Genomic DNA, 23,435 nt, shown 5'->3' on the forward strand with positions numbered 1-23,435 from the left:
CGGGGCAAGGCCGAGACCGGCGTGGACTTCATCTCGGTCGGCCGCATCACCCAGTCGGCGCCCTGCGTCGATATCGGCCTCGACGAGGCCTGAGACCAGGACAAGCGGCAGTACCGGAGCGATCGCCATGGCATTCAAGGGCACCCTGTTTCTCGTCGCCGGACCGAGCGGAGTCGGCAAGGACACCCTGCTCGACGGTGCCCGCGCGGCGCTCGGGGGCCATGAATTCTACCGGTTCTGCCGCCGCTACGTCACCCGCGATGCCGCGGCCGGCGGAGAAGACCACATTCCCGTCGGCGAGGCGGAATTCGCCGCGATGCAGGCGCGCGGCGAATTCTTCCACCATTGGGAGGCGCACGGCCTGCGCTACGGGCTGCCCGGCGACATCCGCAGCGATCTAGGCGCCGGCATCCATGTCATCGCCAATGTCTCGCGCCGCGAACTGGCCGCGCTGGCCGCGCTCTGGGAGGACACCGTCATCGTGTCCATCGAGGCCTCGCCCGAAGTGGTGGCCGCCAGGCTGAGCGCCCGCGGCCGGGAAAGCGCAGGCGAGATCGCCCGCCGCATCGCCCGCCGCGCCGATATCCCCGAGACCGGCCGCACCGTGCTCCGGGTGCTCAATGACGGCACGCCGGAAGCGGGCATCGCCGCCCTCGTCCGCGCCGTCGCCGGCTGCGCCGCGCAGCGGTTCCGGGGCCGTGCCGCCAGCCTGCAGACCGCCGGCGGCAATCTCTGCATCATCTCCGACAGCCATCCGGCGGCGGAGCTGCTGCGCGCGCGCGGCAGCCGGGTGGAGCTGGTCTCGGCCTCCGGACGCAGCCGGGTCGCCGAACTGGCCTACGAGACCGGACCGGGGCTGGAGGGCGATCTGTGCCTGCTCGACCCGAAGCTCGCCCGCGCCCTCGACATCTCCGCCGATCCGGGGCTGGAGCTCCGCCCCGCCCCGTCGCCGGAAAGCCGCGAGGTCCTGCGGCGCAAGATAGGCGGCGGCGAGCTGTCCGGCGCGGATTTCGAGCTGGTCATCGGCGACATGGTCGGCGGCCGCTATTCGCAGGCCGAGCTGGCCGGGTTCCTGGTCAGCGCCGCTGCCTCGCTGAGCACGCCCGAGGTGGTCTCTCTGGCGCGCTCGCGCGCGGCGCGCACCGAGAATGTCCGCTGGGATGCGCCGGTCGTGGTCGACAAGCATTCGATGGGCGGCATCCCCGGCAACCGGATCAGCCCGATCATCATCCCCATCGTCGCCGCGGCGGGCCTGATCATGCCCAAGACCTCGTCGCGGGCGATCACCTCCGCCTCGGGCACGGCCGACGCGATGGAGGTCCTGGCGCGGGTCGACCTGTCGCCGGACGAGCTGAGGCGCGCCGTCGGCGAGGCGGGCGGCTGCATCGCCTGGAACGGCAACCTAACGCATTCCCCGGTGGATGACGTGATGAACGCGATCAACCGCCCGCTCGGGCTGAAATCGGCGCGGCTCGACGTCTCGTCGATCCTGTCGAAGAAGCTGGCGGCCGGATCCACGCATGTCCTGATCGACATGCCGGTCGGCCCCGAAGCCAAGACCCGCGACCGCGCGGAGGCCGCCGAGCTCGAGGCTCTGTTCCGGACCGTCGCGGCCGAGCTCGGCATGTCGGCGCGGGTGATGGCGGTGGACGGCACCGGACCGGTCGGGCGCGGCATCGGTCCGTCGCTGGAGATGCGCGACGTGCTCGCCGTGCTGGGGAACGCGCCCGGCGCGCCGGCCGACCTGCGCGAGAAGGCGCTGCTCTATGCCGGAACCATCCTCGACTGGGCCGATCCGGACGCAACGCAGAGCGGCATGGACCGGGCCCGGCGGCTGCTGGCCGACGGCTCCGCCGCCGCCCGGTTCGAGCGCATTCTCGATGCCCAGGGCCGCGTCCCAGGCGGGCTCCCCGCGCCGGCGCCGCTGACCCGGGAGATCGCGGCCGAACGGGATTTCCGGCTGGAAGGCTTCGGGATCAAGATCGTCTCGGCCATCGCGCGCGCCGCCGGGGCGCCCCTGGTGCCGACCGCCGGGGTCGACCTGCTCTGCGGCCCGGGCGAGGAGGTCGCGGCCGGACAGCCGCTGCTGCGCATCCATGCCGCCACGAGCTACGCTCAGCAGCTGGCCTGCGGCATCGCCCTGAAGGCCCTGGCAGAAGGCACATTGGCGCGGGGCCAGGCCCTGGCCGGCAGCCCCGCACCGGGACCGAAGGCAGAAGAGACGACCTGACCCGGCCGCTCTCCGCAGCCCGCCGCACCGGTGCGGGCTGCGGGCGGCCCCGCCTCCGGCAGTGCCGGTCGCGCCTGCCCGTGCGGATCTGGACCCTCGATGCATGCCGTTCGGCGCGCGCCGTCCTGGCCGGCGCCATGGGATGGCCAACAGCAACCGGAGCAGCCAGCCGCAAATCTGCGGGACGAATGGCGCCGCGCTGCGGAACGCGCGGGGCCGCCTTGCGGTCGCCAAGACCGGACAGCGGCGGATCGCCATCGGCCGCGGCCCCCCTTGATGCGCGCTTGCGGGACCGCCGAGCGGTGCCAGCCGGAGCAGATCTCCCCCGGATCCGGCAACCGGGCATGGCCCTCCCGCCGGAAACTGCAGCATGACCGGCGCCAGAAGGCCGCTCGGGACCGGCCGCAGGAACCAGGCGTCCTCCCGGCGCCGACGGTCCACCGGCGCTGTCTCCATGCCTTCCGCCATGCGACCGGAGCGGGAACTGCCTCTCGGTTCCGTCGCTTCGGACGGCCATCGGCCCGGCGCGGAGGCGGCATCCCGCACATGTCGGCTTCCGGGTCCGCGCGAAGGTTCAGTGCCCCCCGAGAGGCAATGAGATCCGCTTGCGCGGCAAAGCCCGGACGGCGACCCGGGAAGGAGGTCCGGGCCCCCGGCGATGCGGCGCAGGACCGCCGCAAGAGGACAGACGGGGGTGCCGGCGTGTCCTGTTCCCTGCCTTCCGCGGCCACGCCGGGAAGGGCGGCGCCCGCATGCGGCTGCAGGCACGGCGGATTGCCCGCACGGGGCGCGACCCCACCATCGCCGCCTTGCGCCACCGACCATGTCCCGTCGTCCGCCAAAGGCCCGGCCCGGGCGCCTCCCCACCGCGGTCCGGACCAACGCAAAGGTGCGAATGGCGGAATTGAACGGAGGCGCCGGACCTCCTAATGTCGCCGCAGGATCAATTCCCTGCCGGGCAGCGGCCCGCGCAGGCACGGCGCCGGGCGCGGCAAGGATCCGGAAGGAGGAGAAAGATGGCACGGACAGGGCATGCGGAGATCGCAGCGGCGGCGGCAGAGCCGGGTCCGCCCCGCAGGCGGGCGGCGCGCGGCCTGCTGCTGGCCATGGCGCTGCTGCTGCCCCCGGCCGCATGGGCGGCCCCGGACCGCGTGGCGCTGGTCATCGGCATGGGGAAATACGCCGCGCTCAACCAGCTCGACAACCCGGTCCCGGATGCCACCGCGGTTGCCGACACGCTGGAAACCATCGGCTTCGACGTGACCCGCGCGCTCGACGTGCCGCTGGCGGACCTGCGCAAGACCATGCAGAGCTTTGCCTTCGAGTCCGAGACCGCCGATCTGGCGCTGATCTACTTCGCCGGACACGGCGTGCAGGTCGCAGGCGAGAATTTCCTGCTGCCGGTCGATGCCGATGCCCGGACCAATGCCGACGTGCAGCGGCAGTCGGTCTCGCTGAAGGATTTCCTGCAGACCGTGGACGGCGCGCGGCGGATGCGGATCGTCATCCTCGATTCCTGCCGCGACAACCCGCTGGGCGGCCTGATCAAGAACGAGGGCGCCGCGGAGCCCGAGCCGGGAGGGCTCGCCCCCGCCACGCCCGAGCGCGGCACGCTGGTGGCCTTCGCCGCCAAGGACGGGCAGATCGCGCTGGACGGCAGCGGCGGCAACAGCCCCTTCGCCTCCGCGCTGGTCGACAAGCTGCCGATTGCGGGACTGGAGATCAGCCTGATGTTCCGGCAGGTCCGCGACGAGGTGCTCCAGCGCACCCACAACCTGCAGGAGCCGCATACCTACGGCTCGCTCTCCGGCGTGCCGTTCTACATCGCGGGTCCCGCCAAGGGCCAGGACCGCCTGCCCGAAAGCGACCCGGTCGCCGCCTGGGCCTCGCTGCGCCCGCAGGAAGAGGAGCAGCTGGCCGCGCTTGCCACCCAGGGCGACACGCGCTCGATGGTCGGGCTGGCCTACCGCAAGCTGAATGCCGCGGGCGGCGATTTCCGCCCGGCCGAGGCAGTGGACCTGTTCAGCCGCGCCGCGTCTGCCGGATCGCCGGTGGCGGAATTCGAGCTGGGCAAGCTCTACGAGAAGGGCATCGGCGTCGATCCCGACCCGCAGAAGGCGCTGGAGCTCTACCGCAAGTCCGCGGCGCAGGACTTTCCCGACGCGCTGAACGACCTGGGATACCTCTATTTCCAGGGCGGGCTCGGCCTGCCGGTCGACCGCAAGCAGGCGCTTGCCTATTTCGAGCGCGCCGCCGACCAGCGCCATCCCGAGGCGCAGTTCAACTTTGCCGCGCTGATCGATGACGGGCTGGTGCCGGGCAAGGGACCGCAAGACGCGGCGCACTACCTCTATGCGGCGCTGCGCTCGGGCAATTCCAGCGTGCTCGACATCCTCGAAACCCGCTCCGACATGTTCAAGCTCTCCACCCGCAAGGCGCTTCAGGAGCTGCTGCAGGAGAACAACTTCTACAGCCAGGGGATCGACGGCCAGTTCGGCGAGGGCACCAAGCGCGGGCTGCGCCGGGCCTATGGCCAGGAGGGCTGAGCCCGGCGGCGGGCCGGTGCAGCGATGCCGCGCTCCGCAGGTTTGTGCCGCGGGCCGCGAAACAGGCCGGGACAGGGACCGGCGCGATTGCTATCGTGGGGCGAAACAGGCAGGATTTCGACATGGATAAGTTGTTCCGGGGATGGCGCCCCGATCGGTCTTTTTCAATCTGTTCGGGCTGCGCCGCCCCGGTTCTCCTGGCGCTTGCTGCAACCGCGGCCCACGCGCAGGAATCCGCGTCGCTGCCCGCGGCGGTGCCGGACGTTTCGGATGCCTTCCGCAAGAACGTGACGCTGCTGGGCATTCCGCCGGCGACGGTGGCGCCGGACGGGATGGTATTCGCCGCGGTGTCCTGGACAGACCGCCGCGCGGGCGTGCATCCGCAGGACGACGCCTCTGGCGCGGTCGGCTTCGGCCTGGGGCTTGGCGACGGGCTGGTGGACCTGCAGTTCACCGCGAACGTCACCTCCTTCGAGGACGATTTCGGCGATTCCGGCTACTTCAGCGTCAAGGCCTCGCACCGGCTGGATGACGGCGGCATCCCCACCTTTGTCGCGCTCGGCGCGGACTTCCTCGGGGCCTGGGGCGATTCCGAGGACCGGGACGCCGGCTTCGACGCGTCGCTGACGCTCTTCCCGGTGATCGCGCTCGGCGGCGCCTCCTACCCGCTGATGATCACGGTCGGCGGCGGCGACTCGGTGAGCGACTACCGGACCGACCCCGGCATGTTCGCCGGCATCGGCATCGGCCTGACCGAGAATTTCGGCACCAGCATCGCCTTCAACGGCGACAATTACGATCTCGGCGGATCCTTCCGCTTCAAGGCGCTGAAGAACTGGGGCTTCACCGCTGCGGTGGGCGACGTCTTCGACCAGGACGACCAGCAGCGCGTCATTCTCTCCGTCAACTGGATTGCCGCCAATGTTTTCTGAGCCCCGGATTTCCGTCCTCCGCAGCGTCGCGCTCGCCCTGGCCTGCCTGGCGGGCCACGGCGCCGCCTTCGCCGGCGACCTGGCCGTCGCCCCCATGGGGCCGGTATACGGCCCGGTCTTCGTGCCCACTCCCCTCCCGCAGGCCGCCCCGGCCGCCGCGGCCGCCGCGTCCGGCACCATCGGCTACCAGGTCGCCGAGGAGCTGCGCTATGCCGCGAAATTCTGCGGCCAGCTCGGCGACCGCTACCAGGTCGACTGCGTGAGCGAGCGGATCGCCGCCGCGGCGGCGAAACTTCCCAAGACCGGCGACTATGCCGAAAGCTGGGCAGCGCTCGATTCCGCCTCGAAACAGCTCGAGGCCCTGGCGCAGGATGCCTGGGACCGGGACACGCCGCGGATCACCGCGCGGGCCGCGGGGACGACGCCGGTCCGGACCAGCCGCCCGCTGCGCGCGGTCGAGGCCGACAGGATGCCCGCCGTGCGGCAGCAGGCGGCCAGGGTCCTCGAGGAAACCCAGACGGTGCTGCTGCGCTCGGCGTCGCGCTCGGCCGAACGGCAGGGGCAGTTCCTCGAGATCGCCCAGGCGCTCGACTCGAACAAGGTGCTGCTGCGCTCCTGACCCGTGCGCCGGGGGAGTCCCCGGCCGCGGAGCAGCTTTCACGGAAAAGTCATGCCGGGCAGCTAGCTTGCCCGCGGCGGCAGCCGGGCCCCAGCCGCCCGGCGGCAGCCGCCGCCTCTTGACGCCGCCGCCCCGGAGCGGAAGATCGGGGCACAGACACCCTGGCCGTGGAAGAGGGCAGCCCTTTGAAGTTCCGTTTCCCCATCGTCATCATCGACGAGGATTTCCGTTCCGAGAACACCTCCGGACTTGGCATCCGCGCCCTCGCGGACGCGATCGAAAGCGAAGGGTTCGAAGTGCTCGGAGCCACGAGCTACGGCGACCTGTCGCAATTCGCCCAGCAGCAGAGCCGCGCCTCGGCCTTCGTGCTGTCCATCGACGACGAGGAATTCAGCCCCGGCCCGGATCTGGATCCGGCCGTGCTGAACCTGCGCACCTTCATCGAAGAGGTGCGCCGCAAGAATGCCGACGTGCCGATCTATGTCTACGGCGAGACCAAGACATCGCGGCACCTGCCCAATGACATCCTGCGCGAGCTGCACGGCTTCATCCACATGTTCGAGGACACGCCGGAATTCGTCGCCCGCCACATCATCCGCGAGGCCAAGAGCTATCTCGAGGGCATCCAGCCGCCCTTCTTCAAGGCACTGCTCGACTATGCCGAGGACGGCTCCTATTCGTGGCACTGCCCGGGCCATTCCGGCGGCGTCGCATTCCTGAAATCGCCCATCGGCCAGATGTACCACCAGTTCTACGGCGAGAACATGCTGCGCGCCGACGTGTGCAACTCTGTCGAGGAGCTGGGCCAGCTGCTGGACCACAACGGCGCGATCGGCGCCTCCGAACGCAACGCGGCGCGGATCTTCAATTCCGACCACTGCTTCTTCGTGACCAACGGCACCTCGACCTCCAACAAGATCGTCTGGCACCACACCGTCGCGCCCGGCGACGTGGTGGTCGTGGACCGCAACTGCCACAAGTCGATCCTGCACGCGATCATCATGACCGGCGCGATCCCGGTCTTCCTGCGGCCGACCCGCAACGCCTGGGGCATCATCGGCCCGATTCCCCGCGCCGAGTTCGAGCCGGAGGCGATCCGCGCCAAGATGCGCGACAACCCGCTGCTCGAGGGCGTCGATCCCGACACGGTCAAGCCCCGGATCATGACCCTGACCCAGTCGACCTATGACGGGGTGCTCTACAATACCGAGGTGATCAAGGCGGCGCTGGACGGATATGTCGAGAACCTGCATTTCGACGAGGCCTGGCTGCCGCATGCCGCCTTCCATCCGTTCTACGGCAGCTACCACGCGATGGGCCGCAAGCGGGCGCGGACCAGGCATTCGGTGACCTATGCCACCCAGTCGGTTCACAAGCTGCTGGCCGGGATCAGCCAGGCGAGCCACGTGCTGGTGCAGGATTCCGACGAGACCGGGCTCGACCGGCACCTCTTCAACGAATCCTACCTGATGCACACCTCGACCAGCCCGCAATACTCGATCATCGCCTCCTGCGACGTCGCCGCGGCGATGATGGAGCCGCCCGGCGGCACCGCGCTGGTGGAGGAAAGCCTGAACGAGGCGCTCGATTTCCGCCGCGCGATGCGCAAGGTCGACGAGGATTTCGGGCCCGACGAATGGTGGTTCCAGGTCTGGGGGCCCGACGAGCTGGCCGAAGAGGGCATCGGCCGCGCCCGCGCCTGGGAGCTGAAGAAGACCGATGCCGAGGCGGTGGAGACCACCAGCGGAGAGGATGCCTGGCACGGCTTCGGCGACATGGCGCCGGGCTTCAACATGCTCGACCCGATCAAGGCGACGATCATCACGCCCGGCCTGAACATCGACGGCCGCTTCGAGGAAACCGGCATCCCGGCCTCGATCGTGTCGAAATACCTTGCCGAGCATGGCGTCGTGGTCGAGAAGACGGGGCTATATTCCTTCTTCATCATGTTCACCATCGGCATCACCAAGGGCCGCTGGAACACGCTTTTGGCTGCACTGCAGCAGTTCAAGGACGACTATGACCGCAACCAGCCGCTCTGGCGGGTGATGCCGGAATTCTGCGCGGGCCAGCCCAGCTACGAACGCATGGGGCTGCGCGACCTCTGCCAGCATGTCCACGCGCTCTATGCCCGGTTCGACGTGGCGCGGCTGACCACCGAAATCTACCTCTCGGACCATCGTCCGGCGATGACCCCGACAGAGGCCTTCTCGCATATCGCCCGGCGCAAGACCGAGCGCGTGCCGGTCGACCAGCTGGAGGGCCGGATCACGACGAGCCTGGTGACGCCCTATCCGCCGGGCATCCCGCTGCTCATCCCGGGCGAGGTGTTCAACGCGAAGATCGTCGACTACCTGCGGTTCAACCGCGAATTCGCGCGCGACTGCCCCGGCTTCGAGACCGACATCCACGGGCTGGTGCAGGAGCCGGGCGAGGACGGGCAGATCCAGTTCTTCGCGGACTGCGTCGCCGAGTGAGCCAATCGCGGTTCTGCAAGCGGGACCGCATCCCCAAGCGGCAGTCCGGCATCCGGCTTGCCGGCCGGGCGCGGCGTGCCCGCAGCCGCCGGAGAGCCGGCAGCACGGCTCCGGCCCATGGCGGTCCTTCCGCAAAGCGCTCAGGATGACCCACGGCGAGGTCCCGGTGCACCGTCCGGCCAGCCGTTGCAGCCACCGGGTTCCGGGAACAGCCTTTTTGACCACCCATCATGGACAATGAGGCCAGTCGGATGGCGCTGCGCAGAATCGTGCCCAGTGCAGGCCTTTCCTGTGCCCCGCCCGGGCCGGCCACCGGCTTGCCTGGATAGCCCGGACCAAACCAGGCGGGCGCCGGTTCGGCCCGGCCCGGGACGAAGCTATCAGATTTGCATGCCCCGCGGGGCGCGTTCCCCGAGCGCGGGCGGCTCGAGGACACCGCTGCTGCCGCCCGCCGCCCCCTTACCTGCCAGCAGCGGTCTTTAATTGGCACTGCCAATGATTTGTTTGTACAATCATCTCATGCAGAGCGATTCATCTTCCCCGCGCGAGGCCTTCGGCTTCCGCTTCTCGACGACGGCCCGCAACTGGCGGCGCGCCGTCGACCAGCACCTGGCCGCAGAAGGCCTGACCGACACCTCCTGGACGCTGCTCATCCATCTCTCCGAAGGCGGCGACGGGATCTCCCAGACGGCGCTTGCCCAGCGGACGGGGGTGGACACCTCCTCGCTGGTGCGGCTGCTCGACGGGCTTGCCGCCTCGGGCTTCATCGAGCGCAGCATCGACCCGGCCGACCGCCGCGCGCGGCGCATCCACCTGACCGCGGAAGGACGGCACGAGATCGCCGCGATCCGGCGGCGGCTGGAGCCGATCGAGGCCCGGCTGACGGCGGATCTCGACGACGCCGCGCTGGCGCAGCTGGTCGCGGCGCTGGAGCGGATCGGCACGCGCATCGACGAGGTTCTGGGGACCGGCACAGGGGACGGGAAATGAGGGCCGCTCTCGCACGGATGGGCTTCGACCTGCCCCGGCTGGCCTATGCCGGACGCACCGCAGTGGCGGCCTGCATCGCGCTTCTGCTGGCCTGGGCGGCCGGACTCGAACATCCGCAATGGGCGGCGATGACGGTCTGGGCGGCATCGCAGCCGCTGCGCGGGCAGCTGCTGGAGAAGAGCCTGTTCCGCGTTCTCGGCACCATCGCCGGGACCGGTGCGGGGATCGCGCTGGTGCTGGGGATGCAGATCCACCCGGCCCTGCTGGTCGGCGGGCTGGCGCTCTGGGTCGCGGGCTGCACCGCCGCGGGCAACCTCCTGCGCGGCTTCGCGGCCTACGGCACGGTGCTGGCCGGCTATACCGCGGCGATGGTTTCGCTGCTCGACACCACCCATCCCGACCGGGTGCTGCTGCTGGGCGCCGACCGCCTGGCGACCGTGCTGACCGGCGTCCTGGTCGCCGCGGCGTTGGGGCTGGCCTTTGCCCCGGCGGCGGACGGACGGGCGCAGCGGCGGCGGGCCGAGGAACTTCTGGCCGACCTTGCCGCCCATCTCGCGGCGGGGGGCCGGGACGCGGAGACCGAGCGCGACCTGCTGGCGCGGCTTGCCGCGCTGGACGAGACGCTCGACCCGCATGCCGCCGGGAAGCGGGAGGCGAAGGCCGGGGCGCGGGCCATCCGTGCGGCGATGATGGCCGGCATGGCACTGCTCTTCTGGCGCCACGGCAATGACGGCGCGCTGCCCGCGGAGGCGCTCGGCCGGGCCGCGGCATCCCTGCGCGCCGGCGATGCCGGGGGTGCTGCCGCAGCCCTGCGGGACGGCGCGGAGACGCTCCAGCCCGGCACGGAGCGACGCGCGCGGCTCGCAGCTTTCGGCCATGCGCTCGCTACGCTCGGCGGAGCGCCCGCGGAAGGCACCACCCGGAGCCGGCCGCCGGTGGTCCTGCACCGCGACTGGTCCGGCGCCCGCGAGGCCGGGCTGCGCGCAGGGGGATCGATCCTGCTCTTCGGCGCGATCTGGCAGGTCACGGGCTGGAGCTACGGCGGCTTCCTGCTGCTCGGCCTGTCGGTGATGCTCTCCCTGTTCTCCACCTTCGAGAACCCGGCGGGCATGATGCGCAACGTCTGGCGCGGCCAGGTTCTGGGCGTCTGCGGCGCGCTGGCCTGCCGCTGGCTGGCCTGGCCGCTGGCGGGCAGCGAGCTGGACATGATCCTGCTGGTCCTGCCCTTCATCCTGATCGGCCCGCTTTTCGTCGGCCACCGCCGCACCGTCCTGGTCAGCTTCGACTACAACATGGTGATGCTGCTGCTCCTGCAGCCGCACTGGCCCTTGGAGGGCAGTTTCGCGGCCTCTCTCGGCGCGGGCTGCGCGGTGGTCGCCGCGCCCTTCGCGGCAATGGCAGCCTATCGCTGGGTCTATCCGCCGACCATGCGGCGCCGGACCGGGGCGCTGCGGGCGGCAATGCTGCGCAACATCGCGGCGCTGGCGGCCGATGCCGGCGGGCCGGGCCATGCTGGCGTCTGGCGGGCGCGGCTCTATCACCGGGTGCTGCGGCTGATGGCGGCGGCGCGGTCCTCGCGCCCGGCCGAGCTGGCTGCGCTTGAGACCGGCACCGCGCTGCTCGACCTGAACGAGGCGGTGATCCGCTGCCATGCCCTGTGCGACGATGGCGCGACGCCCGGCACGCTGCGCCGCGCGGCGGGACTGGCCCTCGCGCAGGCCTCCGCCTCCGGCACGGCCGGGGCCGCGCGGGCCTTCGCCGATCTCGGCCGCCAGCTGGGACGCGACGGCGGTCCCCTGATGGCGCGCGCGGCCGAGGCCGTCCGCTTCCTCGGAGAGGCGGAGGACAGCCCGCGGGCCGCAGGCTGATCCCGGCCGCGCCGCCTGCCGGCCGCCGACGGAAACCGTCGCAGGCGGGCAGGCCCCGCTTGCGCTTCGACGCGCGCTGGCGGACCCTTCCCGGCGCTCGCTCCAAAAACGAAAAGAATCGAAAGAAAACCGCTTGCGTTGCTGAGTGGTTTCAGCCAGCCTGTCAGCAAGCAGGCCTGGGGAGGATACCTGTGCACACCGGCGGAGAAAGCGAAACGGCCGATCTGTTCGTGATCGGCGGCGGCATCAACGGATGCGGCATTGCCCGCGACGCGGCAGGGCGGGGCATGAAAGTCGCGCTGGCGGAAATGAACGACCTGGCCTCGGCAACGTCCTCGGCCTCGACCAAGCTGTTCCACGGCGGGCTGCGCTATCTTGAGTTCTTCGAGTTCCGCCTCGTCCGCGAGGCCCTGATCGAGCGCGAGGTGCTCCTTCGCGCCATGCCGCATATCGCCTGGCCGATGCGCTTCGTGCTGCCCTACCACAGGGACATGCGCTTCGAGAGCCAGACGCCGACCTCGAAGCTGCTGTCGACCGTCATGCCCTGGATGAAGGGCCGCCGTCCGGCCTGGCTGATCCGCTTCGGCCTGTTCCTCTACGACCATCTCGGCGGGCGGAAGATACTGCCGGGCACGTCCACGCTGGCGCTGAAGGGCACGCCGGAAGGCGCACCGCTGCAGGACAGGTTCGAGACCGCCTATGAATATTCCGACTGCTGGGTCCAGGATTCGCGGCTGGTCGCGCTGAACGCGCGCGATGCCGCCGACCGCGGCGCGCGCATCATGACGCGCACGCGCGTCGTTTCGGCGGAACGCCGCGACGGGCTGTGGGAGATCGTCACCGAGGAGGCCGGGACCGGCGCAACCGCCACGCACCGGGCCCGCATGCTGGTCAATGCCGCCGGTCCCTGGGTCGGCGACATCCTGAAGGGCACGATCCGGCTGAACACCTCCGAAGGCGTCCGGCTGGTGCGCGGCAGCCATATCGTCACCGAGCGGCTGGCGGAGCACGACAAGTGCTATTTCTTCCAGGGCGAGGACGGGCGGATCATCTTCGCGATCCCCTACGAGACCGATTTCACGCTGATCGGCACCACGGACAAGGAGCATCGCGACCCGTCGGAGCGCCCGGTCTGCACGCCGGAGGAACAGCGCTACCTGATCGACTTCGCCAACCGCTATTTCAAGCGCCAGCTGACCGATGCGGATGTCGTCTGGACCTATTCCGGGGTGCGGCCGCTCTACGATGACGGCGCCAAGAGCGCGACGGCGGCGACGCGGGACTACACGCTGAAGGTCGATGCCGCGGGCGGCGCGCCCGTGCTGAACGTCTTCGGCGGCAAGATCACCACCTATCGCCGCCTGGCCGAAAGCGCGCTGGAGAAGATCGGCCGACATGTCGGCCCGGTCGCACCGCCCTGGACCGCGGGCGCGCCTCTGCCGGGCGGCAATTTCCCGGTCGGCGGGGTTCCGGCGCTGGTTGCGGATCTGAGGGCGGCCCACGGCTTCCTGACCGACCGCTGGGCACTGCGGCTGGTGCGGGCTTACGGCACGGAGGCGGCGGCAATCCTCGGGAACGCGACGTCACCTGAAGATCTGGGCCGGGATTTCGGCGCGAGCTTGACGGAAGCCGAAGTCCGGTGGCTGATGAGGAAGGAATACGCGCGCACCGCCGAAGACGTGGCGTGGCGCCGCTCCAAGCTCGGGCTGCATCTGTCGGAGGACCAGATGCAGGCACTCGATGCCTGGATGCAGGAGGAGCGCGCCGCATAGGAGGCGGCGCAGAAACGGGGGGAGACCTATGACGCTCGAACTCAGGGGCGTGACCAGGGTCGTGGAAGGACAGGTACATGTCCACCCGACCGACCTGGTGCTGGAAAAGGGCACGATGAATGTCCTGCTCGGCCCGACCACATCGGGCAAGACGTCGCTGATGCGGCTGATGGCCGGGCTCGACGCGCCGAGCGCCGGACAGGTGATCTGGGAGGGCGCGGACGTCACCGGCAAGCGCGTGCAGGACCGCGGCGTCGCCATGGTCTACCAGCAGTTCATCAACTACCCGTCGATGAGCGTCTACGACAACATCGCCTCGCCGATGCGGCTGCTCGGCCTGCCGAAGGACCAGATCGACGCCCGCGTGCGCGAGACAGCCGGGCTGATGAAGCTGGACGGCATGCTGGACCGGCGCCCGCTGGAACTGTCGGGCGGGCAGCAGCAGCGCTGCGCGCTGGCCCGCGCGCTGGTGAAGAATGCCGGGCTGGTGCTGCTCGACGAGCCGCTGGCCAATCTCGACTACAAGCTGCGCGAGGAGCTGCGGGTCGAGATCCCGCGCATCTTCGAGGCTTCGGGCAGCATCTTCGTCTATGCCACGACCGAACCCGAGGAGGCGCTGCTGCTGGGCGGCAACGTCGCGACGCTCTGGGAAGGGCGGATCACCCAGTTCGGCCCCACCCCGCAGGTCTACCGCCGTCCCGTCGACGCGACGACGGCGCGGGTCTTCTCCGATCCGCCGATGAACTTCCTGCCCATTTCGAAGCAGGGCAGCCGCCTCGCCTTCGGCGACGGCCAGGGCGCGGAGGCCAATGGCAGCCTCGCCGCCCTGCCCGACGGGCGCTACACCGCGGGCTTCCGGGCCAACCACCTGGAGATCCTGCAGCATGCCCCCGACGCGCTGAACTTCACCGCCACGCTGACCGTCACCGAGCTGACCGGGTCGGAGACCTTCGTCCATCTCGACCACCATGGCGAACGCTGGGTCGGGCTGGTCCATGGCGTGCACGACCTGCGGATCGGCGAGAGCCTGGGCGTCTGGCTCGATCCGCGGCATGTCTATGTTTTCGGCGAGGATGGCGGGCTGGTCGCGCCCGCCTCCTACGCCCTGGCCGCGTGAGGGACCCCATGGCGCGCATCACGCTCGACAACCTGGCGCACAGCTACAGGTCCGACCCCGCCTCCGAGGACGACTATGCGCTCAAGGAGCTGAACCATGTCTGGGAGGACGGCGCCGCCTATGCGCTGCTGGGCTCCTCGGGCTGCGGGAAATCCACGCTGCTGAACATCATCTCGGGGCTGCTGCAGCCATCGCAGGGCCGGATCCTGTTCGACGACCGCGACGTGACCCATGCCGAGACGGCGGAGCGCAACATCGCCCAGGTGTTCCAGTTCCCGGTAGTCTACGACACGATGACGGTGCGCGACAACCTGGCCTTCCCGCTGAGGAACCGCGGCCGCGACGAGGCCTATGTCGCCGAACGCGTGAATGAGATCGCCCGGATGATCGGCATGGAGGAGATGCTGGACCGCAAGGCGCGCGGGCTGACCGCGGATGCCAAGCAGAAGATCAGCCTCGGCCGCGGCATGGTCAGGAAGGACGTCAATGCGCTGCTCTTCGACGAGCCGCTGACGGTGATCGACCCGCACATGAAATGGGAGCTCCGGACCCAGCTGAAGAAGCTGCACCACGAATTCGGCCACACCATGATCTACGTGACCCACGACCAGACCGAGGCGCTGACCTTCGCCGACAAGGTGGTGGTGATGTATGACGGCCGCGTCGTGCAGATCGGCACGCCCGAAGAGCTGTTCGAGACGCCCGAGCATACCTTCGTGGGCTACTTCATCGGCTCGCCCGGCATGAACCTGCTTCCCGCCGAGGTGGAGGGCAGCATGGCGCGCGTCGGCGGTCAGCAGATCGGCCTCGGCCGCGGCTACGGCCCGCTGTCGGGCAAGGTGGAGATCGGCATCCGGCCCGAGCACGCGCGGCTGTCGCGCGACGAGGGGCTGCCGGTGACCATCCGCCGGATCGAGGATGTCGGCCGCCACCGGATCATCCGCGCCGATTTCGGAGGGCGCGAGATCAACGTCATCGCGGGCGAGGACGAAAGCGTCGGGCCCGGCATGTCGCGGGTCGCCTTCGACCCGGCGCGGATCAATGTCTATGCCGATGGCTGGCGGGTTCCCGGAACCGCCTGAGCCGGAGCGAACGAGGTCCGGGGCGGGGAGGCTCCGGGGGAGGAAAAGATGAACAAGACGCTGAACAACAAGGCGTGGTTCCTGGTGCTGCCGGTGCTGGTCCTGGTCGCCTTCTCGGCGGTGATCCCGCTGATGACGGTGGTGAACTACTCGGTACAGGACACGTTCGGCAACAACCAGTTCTTCTGGGCCGGGCTCGAATGGTTCGAGGAGATGCTGCACGAGGACCGGATGTGGAACGCGCTGCAGCGGCAGCTGCTGTTCTCGGCCATCATCCTGGCGATCGAGGTGCCGCTGGGCGTGATCGTGGCGCTGAACATGCCGAAATCCGGCATCTGGTCCAGCTTCTGCCTGGTGGTGATGTCGCTGCCCCTGCTGATCCCGTGGAACGTGGTCGGGACGATCTGGCAGATCTTCGGCCGGGTCGACATCGGCCTGCTCGGCCACACGCTGGAGGCCATGGGCATCGACTACAACTACACCCAGAACGTCGTGGACGCCTGGGTGACCATCATCGTGATGGATGTCTGGCACTGGACCTCGCTGGTGGCGCTGCTGGCCTTCGCCGGGCTGAAATCCATCCCCGACGCCTATTACCAGGCGGCGCGGATCGACCAGGCCAGCCGGTGGAAGGTGTTCCGCTACATCGAGCTGCCGAAGATGTCGGGCGTGCTGATGATCGCGGTGCTCCTGCGCTTCATGGACAGCTTCATGATCTATACCGAGCCCTTCGTGGTCACCGGCGGCGGGCCGGGCAACGCGACGACGCTGCTGTCCATCGACCTGGTGAAGATGGCGCTGGGACAGTTCGACCTCGGCCCCGCGGCGGCGTTCTCGCTGATGTACTTCCTGGTGATCCTCGCGATCAGCTGGGTGTTCTACACGGTGATGACCAATCTCGACAAGAAGGGGATGTGAGATGGCTGCTTCCGCCCCCCGCAGGCGCTCGGCGATCAATTCCCGCGCCTTGGTGATGACGCTCTACCTGCTGTTCCTGATGCTGCCGATCTACTGGCTGCTGACCATGAGCCTGAAGACCAATGCCGAGATCCTCGGCGACTTCACGCTCTGGCCGAAGCAGCTGACCTTCCAGAACTACGTGACGATCTTCACCGACCCGGCCTGGTACATGGGCTACGTCAACTCGCTGATCTACGTGGTGATGAACACGGCGATCTCGCTGTCGGTGGCGCTGCCTGCGGCCTATGCCTTCTCGCGCTACAGCTTCATGGGCGACAAGCACCTGTTCTTCTGGCTGCTCACCAACCGGATGGCGCCGCCGGCGGTCTTCGCCCTGCCCTTTTTCCAGCTCTACTCCTCGGTCGGGCTGTTCGACACCCATATTGCCGTGGCGCTGGCGCATTGCCTGTTCAACGTGCCGCTGGCGGTCTGGATCCTCGAGGGCTTCATGCGCGGCGTGCCGCGCGAGATCGACGAGACCGCCTATATCGACGGCTACGGCTTCGGCGCGTTCTTCGTGAAGATCTTCATGCCGCTGATCGCATCGGGCATCGGCGTCGCCGCCTTCTTCTGCTTCATGTTCTCCTGGGTGGAGCTGCTCCTGAGCCGCACCCTGACGACGGTCGACGCCAAGCCGATCGCGGCGATCATGACGCGGACGCAAGGAGCCAGCGGCATCGACTGGGGGCTGCTGGCCGCGGCGGGCATCCTGACCATCCTGCCCGGCGCGCTGGTGATCTGGTTCGTCCGCAACTACATCGCCAAGGGCTTCGCCCTGGGGAGGGTGTGATGACCTCTGCCGACCGCATCCCCATCGAGGCTGCGCTGGAGGTCCGCCCGCCGGGCGAATTCCGCCTGCCCGAGCTGCTCTCCGACTGGGACGGAAGGCCCATCGGCGAGAAGGTCCGGCTCGGAAACGCCTTCCTGCGCGAGGTGCGCAAGGGCGCCTTCGCGGGCATCCGCGATGCCGGCCGCAAGGCCGCAAGCGGCCATCTCTACTGCAAGGAGTCCTGACATGGCGTGGATGGCATGGACCTGGCCGACGGCGATCTTCTTCATGGTCATCGCGGCGCTTCTGGCGCTCTTCACGGTGCTCGCCGTCAAGTTCCCCGAGACCCCGCGCAGGGGCATCCTGCAGATCGAGACCACGCGGGGCGACCGTCTCTTCATCACTCTGCTGGGCTCGGCCTTCATCAATCTCGCCTGGCTCGGGATCATGGGGCCGGACAGCCAGCCCTGGGCGATGGCCGTCTGCCTAGCCTATGCCGCGGCGGTCTTCCGCTGGGTCTGAAACCGGGCGGAAAGCCCAGGCAGCAAGAACAACCAAGAACAACGACGACAAGTTCGAAAGGGAGGAAACTTATGAACTTGAGGAACACGACAGCCCTCGCGCTGGCCCTCGGCCTCATGGGCTCGGGCGCCTTTGCCGACATGGACGCGGCCAAGGCCTTTCTCGACGCCGAGATCGGCGATCTCAGCACGCTGAGCCGCGCCGACCAGGAGGCCGAGATGCAGTGGTTCATCGACGCCGCCAAGCCCTTCGCGGGCATGGACATCAAGGTGGTCTCGGAAACCATCACCACGCATGAATACGAAAGCCAGGTGCTGGCCAAGGCCTTCAGCGAGATCACCGGCATCAACCTGACCCATGACCTGATCGGCGAAGGCGATGTCGTCGAGAAGCTGCAGACCCAGATGCAGTCGGGCGAGAACATCTACGACGCCTATATCAACGACTCCGACCTGATCGGCACCCACTGGCGCTACCAGCAGGCGCGCAACCTGACCGACTGGATGGCGAACGAGGGCGCGGACGTGACCTCGCCGACGCTGGACCTCGCGGATTTCATCGGCACCCAGTTCACCACCGCGCCGGACGGCAAGCTCTACCAGCTGCCCGACCAGCAATTCGCGAACCTCTACTGGTTCCGGTACGACTGGTTCAACGACGAGAAGAACCAGGCCGATTTCAAGGAGAAATACGGCTATGACCTGGGTGTCCCGGTCAACTGGTCGGCCTACGAGGACATCGCCGAGTTCTTCACCGGCCGCGACATGTCCCACATGGGCGTGACCGACAAGGTCTACGGCAACATGGACTACGGCAAGAAGGACCCCTCGCTCGGCTGGCGCTACACCGATGCCTGGCTGTCGATGGCCGGCGTGGGCTCGAAGGGCGAGCCGAACGGCCTGCCGGTCGACGAATGGGGCATCCGGGTGAACGAGAACTCGCAGCCGGTGGGGTCCTGCGTCGCCCGCGGCGGCGCCACCAACGGCCCGGCCGCGGTCTATGCCGTGACCAAGGCGATCGACTGGCTGGAGAACTACGCGCCGCCCGCCGCGATGGGCATGACCTTCTCCGAGGCCGGCCCGGTGCCCGCCCAGGGCAATGTCGCGCAGCAGATGTTCTGGTACACCGCCTTCACCGCGGATATGGTCGGCGACGGCGCCGAGGCGGTGCTGGACGATGACGGCACGCCGAAATGGCGGATGGCCCCCTCGCCGCATGGCGCCTACTGGGAGGAAGGCACCAAGATCGGCTACCAGGACGTTGGCTCCTGGACGCTGATGAAGTCGACCCCCGAGGACCGCGCCAAGGCGGCCTGGCTCTATGCCCAGTTCGTCACCTCGAAGACGGTGGACGTGAAGAAATCCCATGTCGGGCTGACCTTCATCCGCGAATCCACCATCCAGGACGAGAGCTTCACCGAGCGCGCGCCGAAGCTCGGCGGCCTCGTGGAGTTCTACCGCTCGCCCGCCCGCGTGGCCTGGTCGCCGACCGGCACGAACGTCCCGGACTACCCGAAGCTGGCACAGCTCTGGTGGCAGAACATCGGCGACGCGATGTCCGGCGCGAAGACCCCGCAGGAGGCGCTCGACGCGCTCTGCGAGGACCAGGAGAAGGTCATGGAGCGGCTCGAAAGGGCAGGCATCCAGGGCGATATCGGGCCGAAGCTGAACGAGCCGCAGGATCCCGAGGTCTGGCTGGCAGAGGCCGGCTCGCCCAAGGCGAAGCTCGCCAGCGAGGACGAGGAACCCAAGACCATCGCCTATGACGACCTGATCAAGTCCTGGCAGTGACCGGGCCGGCCGGGGTCCCGTCGCGGGCCCCGGCACCTCGCGGCCGGACGGGATGCGGAACGCTTTGCGGATGGCTTCCCGCTGGGGTAGGACTTGCGGACCGAAGCAGAGGCTGCAGGCCCCGGACCCAGATGAAACCCAAGGCAGTGACCCTGAAGGACGTCGCGGCAGCGGCGAACGTCTCGCGCGCGACCGCCGCGCGGGCGCTCAACGGCTACGGCTATGTCGGCGGCGATGCCGCGGAACGGGTGCGCACCGTGGCGCGCGAGCTGGGCTACCGCGGCAACCGCATCGCCCAGGCGCTGCGCCAAGGCGAGCTGCCGCTGATCGGCTTCGTGCCGGGCGACATCCTGAACCCGTTCTTCTCGCAGATCGCCCATGATCTCGACATGGAGCTGCGCGGCAGCCGCCACAACCTGCTGATCGCCGCCAGCCAGGAAGACCCGGAGCAGGAGCGCCAGGTGATCGACAGCCTGCGCGCGCTGGCGCTTCGCGGGCTGATCATCGCCCCGGCCACGAGCGACCCGAACCCGCAGCTCGCGGCGATGCTGGAGGAAGGCTACCCGCTGGTGCTGATCGACCGGGTGCCCGAGGGGCTGGACTGCGACCAGATCACCGTCGACAACCGCGAGGGCGCGCGCAACGCGGTGGACTACCTGATCCGCAGCGGGCACCGCCGCATCGCGCTGATCCATGACGGTTCGCGCATTGGCACGGCACGCGAGCGCCTGGCGGGCTACAGCGAGGCGCTGGAAAGCCGCGGAATCGCCGCCGACCCGGCGCTCATCGCCGAATCGCCCTCGACCGTGTCGCATGCGATCGATGCCACGATCCGCCTGTTCCACCGGCAGGACCCGCCGACCGCGCTGTTCACCGTCGACAGCCTGATGACCCAGGGCGCGATGCTGGCCTTCCGCTCGCTCGGCCTGTCCATGCCGCATGACGTGTCGCTGGTCGGCTTCGACGACTTCGACATGGCGACCTTCTCCGACCCACAGATTACCGTTGTTTCACAGCCGATTAAGAAGATCGGACCGCTCGCGGTCGAGATGATCATGGCACGGATCCAAGGCAGCCGGGCCCCCGCCCGCCACGTGCAGTTCCCCACCCAGCTGACCGTCCGGGGCTCGGTTTCGCGGCCCCGCTCCGCCTGAAATTTTTTTCCCTCCGGGGATCGGAAAGTGCTTGCCAGACGGCACCTGCCTCGTCCTAGACTGCACATGAGACCGATCTCATCCCGCAGGCCGCCGGTGATCCGGCGGCCATTTGACGGCCCCATATGAGACCGGTCTCACAAGATGGACCGACAGCGTTTGCGGCCGCCGCAGGTGCCCTCAGGGCGCGTGCCCGGACAGGCTGCGCGCAGAGAACGAGGACAAGTCCCGATGCTGGACGACAACATGCTGAATTTCGACGGAGAGCGCTTCGTCCGGATCCAGGGCGGCGCGGTTGCGCTGGCCGAAACCGCCCGCCCGCTGATGCGCGGCTTTCTGGATGCCGGGGTGCAGCGCATCTTCTTCATGGGCACCGGCGGCGTCCAGCTGCTGACCCTGCCCGCGATCGAATTCGCGCAGCGCCACACCACCTTCCCGGTCTCCGCCTGCTTCCCGGCCCAGGTCGTGATCGCTCCGCCCGCCGGGCTGGACGAGACCGCGCTGGCCATCCTGCCCTCGCTGTCGGGCACGACCAAGGAAAGCGTCGCGCTGCTCGAGTTCCTCAAGGCGCGCGGCGTGAAGACGCTCAGCCTGACCGGCCATGCCGACACGCCGCTGGGCCAGGACGCCGACCGGACCTTCACCAACTTCGCCGAAGACGACACTTCCTCGGAAAGCTTCTACCTGCAGACGCTGATCCTGATGCTGGCGCTGCTCGAGGAGACCGGACAGGGGCTGGGCTATGACGCGGTGACGGCCGAGCTGGCGCTGCTGCCGGAACTGCTGGTCTCCGCCAAGGCCGCCTTCGAGCCCGAGGCCGCGCGGCTGGCCGCCGAGATCAAGGACGAGGGCTACCACATCTTCACCGGCGCCGGCTCGGTCTGGCCCGAGGCGCACTACTACGGCATGTGCATCCTCGAGGAGATGCAGTGGATCCGCACCCGCCCCGTCCACGCGGCCGATTTCTTCCACGGCACGCTGGAGCTGGTCGAGCCTGGGGTCAGCGTCTTCCTGTTCAAGGGCGAGGATGCCTACCGGCCGCTGGGCGACCGGGTCGAGGCCTTCGCGCGGCGCTACACCGACAAGTTGCGCATCCTCGACACCACCGACACCGCCCTGCCCGGCGTCTCGCCCGAGGTCCGCGCGATGATCTCGCCGGTCGTCCTGGCCACGCTGCTCGAGCGGCTGAGCGCACATCTCGAAGTGCTGCGCGACCACCCTCTGACCACCCGCCGCTACTACAAGCGCGTCGAATACTGAGAAAAACCGGACGCGCCTTTCCCGACAGGAGAAGCAAGATGACACGGAAGACGACGATCGCCGCCCTGCTTGCCGCAGGCACCGCCCTCGCCCCGGCCATGGTTCCGGCGCAAGCGGCCGACCCCGCGGCCGAGGTGGACTATTCGGGCACGCTGACCATCCTGACGAAGTTCGGGATGCAGCGGCTGCAGCCCTATTTCACCGATCTCGCGGCGCAGTACGAGGAGATGCATCCCGATGTCAGCATCGAGCTGATCCAGGAGGATGACGACAGCATCAAGGGCAAGACCAGCACGCTGGTGGCCTCGAACTCGATCCCCGACATCTTCTTCTCCTGGACCGGAACCTGGGGCGGCAATTTCGTGCGCGGCAACCGCGCTGCCGACCTGACCGCAGTGATCGGTCCGGATACCGACTGGGGCAGGACCTTCGCCCCGGCCGCCGTGGACGCCTTCGTCTACAACGGCAGGAACTACGGCATCCCGCTCTATCTCGACGCGAAGTTCATGGGCTACTCCAAGCCGATCTTCGACGCGGCGGGCGTCGGGGTGCCTGCAACCTTCGGCGAACTCCTCTCCGCCTGCGACGCGATCAAGGCGGCGGGCTACCTGCCGGTCTCCTTCGGCAACAAGGAACCCTGGGCCGGGCTGCACTACCTGGGCCAGCTGCTGGCCTACAACGTGCCGCGCGACGTGCTGGAGGCCGATTTCGACCCGGCCACCGCGACCTATGACGATCCCGGCTATGCCGCCGCCCTTGAGCAGTTCGCCGCCTTCGAGGACCGCTGCACCATAGGACCGGACGTCAACGGCGTCTCCTACCAGACCGCCATCCAGCAGCTCAGCGACGGCAAGTCGGCCATGTACTACCAGGAGATCATCGAGTTCGACAGCGCGGCCCGGCCCGATACGGCGCTGACCGCCGACCAGTTCGGCTTCTTCGCCCTGCCCGCCCCGGCAGATGCCGCAGGCGACCCGATGGCGCTGGAAGGCGCGCCGGAGGGCTACATGATCTCCTCGGCCTCGGACAACATCCCGCTGGCGATCGACTTCATGAAATTCGCCACCTCGCCCGGGCATGCCCGCACCCTGTCGGCCCCGCCCTACGGCCAGCCGAGCGCGGTGGTCGGCGGCGGCGACCCGGAGACGATGAACCCCTCGGTCGTGGCAGGTCTCGACGACATCGCAGAGGCGTCCTACCTGGTGCCGTGGCTCGACACGGTGAACCATCCGCGGGTGGCCGCGGCCTGGCTCTCCGAATTCCAGGGCTTCGCCGGCGGCACGTCCTCGGCCGAGGACGTGATGGAGGCCGTGCGCAAGGCGGCCGCCTCGGTGGCGAACTGATCGG

General features: G+C 68.9%; 18 protein-coding genes. All 18 read left to right on the forward strand.

The features are described from left to right. Positions 1 to 127 precede the first annotated feature (127 nt). The 18 genes from phnN (at position 128) to HCC78_RS06175 (ending at position 23,431) form a co-directional block, all read left to right on the forward strand. A complete protein-coding gene (gene phnN, locus HCC78_RS06090; protein ID WP_172327860.1) occupies positions 128 to 2,230 on the forward strand; it encodes a phosphonate metabolism protein/1,5-bisphosphokinase (PRPP-forming) PhnN in 2,103 nt (700 codons plus the stop codon). Between the two features lie 1,016 nt (positions 2,231 to 3,246). Further along, complete coding sequence (locus tag HCC78_RS06095) at positions 3,247 to 4,776, forward strand: caspase family protein (RefSeq protein ID WP_253949067.1); 1,530 nt, start codon at positions 3,247 to 3,249, stop codon at positions 4,774 to 4,776. Positions 4,777 to 4,898: 122 nt separating this feature from the next. Continuing rightward, positions 4,899 to 5,708 carry a hypothetical protein gene (locus HCC78_RS06100; RefSeq protein ID WP_172327861.1) on the forward strand — a complete coding sequence of 270 codons (810 nt, stop codon included), beginning with the start codon at positions 4,899 to 4,901 and terminating at the stop codon, positions 5,706 to 5,708. Next, positions 5,698 to 6,327: a hypothetical protein gene (locus HCC78_RS06105; protein ID WP_172327862.1), complete on the forward strand. Its 630-nt coding sequence runs from the start codon at positions 5,698 to 5,700 to the stop codon at positions 6,325 to 6,327. Before HCC78_RS06100 ends, HCC78_RS06105 begins: the two co-directional genes overlap by 11 nt. Before the next feature lie 185 nt (positions 6,328 to 6,512). Beyond that, positions 6,513 to 8,804: an arginine/lysine/ornithine decarboxylase gene (locus HCC78_RS06110; RefSeq protein ID WP_172327863.1), complete on the forward strand. Its 2,292-nt coding sequence runs from the start codon at positions 6,513 to 6,515 to the stop codon at positions 8,802 to 8,804. A 519-nt stretch (positions 8,805 to 9,323) separates the two neighbouring features. Continuing rightward, positions 9,324 to 9,794 carry a MarR family winged helix-turn-helix transcriptional regulator gene (locus HCC78_RS06115; RefSeq protein ID WP_172327864.1) on the forward strand — a complete coding sequence of 157 codons (471 nt, stop codon included), beginning with the start codon at positions 9,324 to 9,326 and terminating at the stop codon, positions 9,792 to 9,794. Then, complete coding sequence (locus HCC78_RS06120; RefSeq protein WP_172327865.1) at positions 9,791 to 11,662, forward strand: FUSC family protein; 1,872 nt, start codon at positions 9,791 to 9,793, stop codon at positions 11,660 to 11,662. Before HCC78_RS06115 ends, HCC78_RS06120 begins: the two co-directional genes overlap by 4 nt. Positions 11,663 to 11,853: 191 nt before the next feature. Continuing rightward, entirely contained in the window at positions 11,854 to 13,434 is a 1,581-nt protein-coding gene (gene glpD, locus HCC78_RS06125; RefSeq protein WP_172327866.1) for a glycerol-3-phosphate dehydrogenase, read from the forward strand. A 28-nt stretch (positions 13,435 to 13,462) separates the two neighbouring features. After that, positions 13,463 to 14,551: an ABC transporter ATP-binding protein gene (locus HCC78_RS06130; RefSeq protein WP_172327867.1), complete on the forward strand. Its 1,089-nt coding sequence runs from the start codon at positions 13,463 to 13,465 to the stop codon at positions 14,549 to 14,551. An 8-nt stretch (positions 14,552 to 14,559) separates the two neighbouring features. Then, positions 14,560 to 15,633: an ABC transporter ATP-binding protein gene (locus HCC78_RS06135; RefSeq protein ID WP_172327868.1), complete on the forward strand. Its 1,074-nt coding sequence runs from the start codon at positions 14,560 to 14,562 to the stop codon at positions 15,631 to 15,633. A gap of 48 nt (positions 15,634 to 15,681) precedes the next feature. Beyond that, entirely contained in the window at positions 15,682 to 16,551 is an 870-nt protein-coding gene (locus tag HCC78_RS06140; RefSeq protein WP_172327869.1) for a carbohydrate ABC transporter permease, read from the forward strand. Position 16,552: 1 nt separating this feature from the next. Next, positions 16,553 to 17,383, forward strand: a complete 831-nt coding sequence (locus HCC78_RS06145; RefSeq protein WP_172327870.1) for a carbohydrate ABC transporter permease — start codon at positions 16,553 to 16,555, stop codon at positions 17,381 to 17,383. Next, positions 17,383 to 17,607: a DUF1413 domain-containing protein gene (locus HCC78_RS06150; protein ID WP_172327871.1), complete on the forward strand. Its 225-nt coding sequence runs from the start codon at positions 17,383 to 17,385 to the stop codon at positions 17,605 to 17,607. Before HCC78_RS06145 ends, HCC78_RS06150 begins: the two co-directional genes overlap by 1 nt. Position 17,608: 1 nt before the next feature. Next, entirely contained in the window at positions 17,609 to 17,884 is a 276-nt protein-coding gene (locus HCC78_RS06155) for a DUF2160 domain-containing protein (protein WP_172327872.1), read from the forward strand. Positions 17,885 to 17,955: 71 nt separating this feature from the next. Then, entirely contained in the window at positions 17,956 to 19,674 is a 1,719-nt protein-coding gene (locus HCC78_RS06160) for an ABC transporter substrate-binding protein (RefSeq protein ID WP_172327873.1), read from the forward strand. A 131-nt stretch (positions 19,675 to 19,805) separates the two neighbouring features. Next, positions 19,806 to 20,828, forward strand: coding sequence for a LacI family DNA-binding transcriptional regulator (locus HCC78_RS06165; protein ID WP_172327874.1), 1,023 nt, complete (start codon positions 19,806 to 19,808; stop codon positions 20,826 to 20,828). 231 nt (positions 20,829 to 21,059) lie between these two features. Then, positions 21,060 to 22,088: an SIS domain-containing protein gene (locus HCC78_RS06170; RefSeq protein ID WP_253949068.1), complete on the forward strand. Its 1,029-nt coding sequence runs from the start codon at positions 21,060 to 21,062 to the stop codon at positions 22,086 to 22,088. Between the two features lie 38 nt (positions 22,089 to 22,126). Next, positions 22,127 to 23,431: an ABC transporter substrate-binding protein gene (locus HCC78_RS06175; RefSeq protein WP_172327875.1), complete on the forward strand. Its 1,305-nt coding sequence runs from the start codon at positions 22,127 to 22,129 to the stop codon at positions 23,429 to 23,431. Positions 23,432 to 23,435 lie beyond the last annotated feature (4 nt).

It is taken from the genome of Mangrovicoccus sp. HB161399 (assembly GCF_013184745.1).
Classification (GTDB): Bacteria; Pseudomonadota; Alphaproteobacteria; order Rhodobacterales; family Rhodobacteraceae; genus Mangrovicoccus.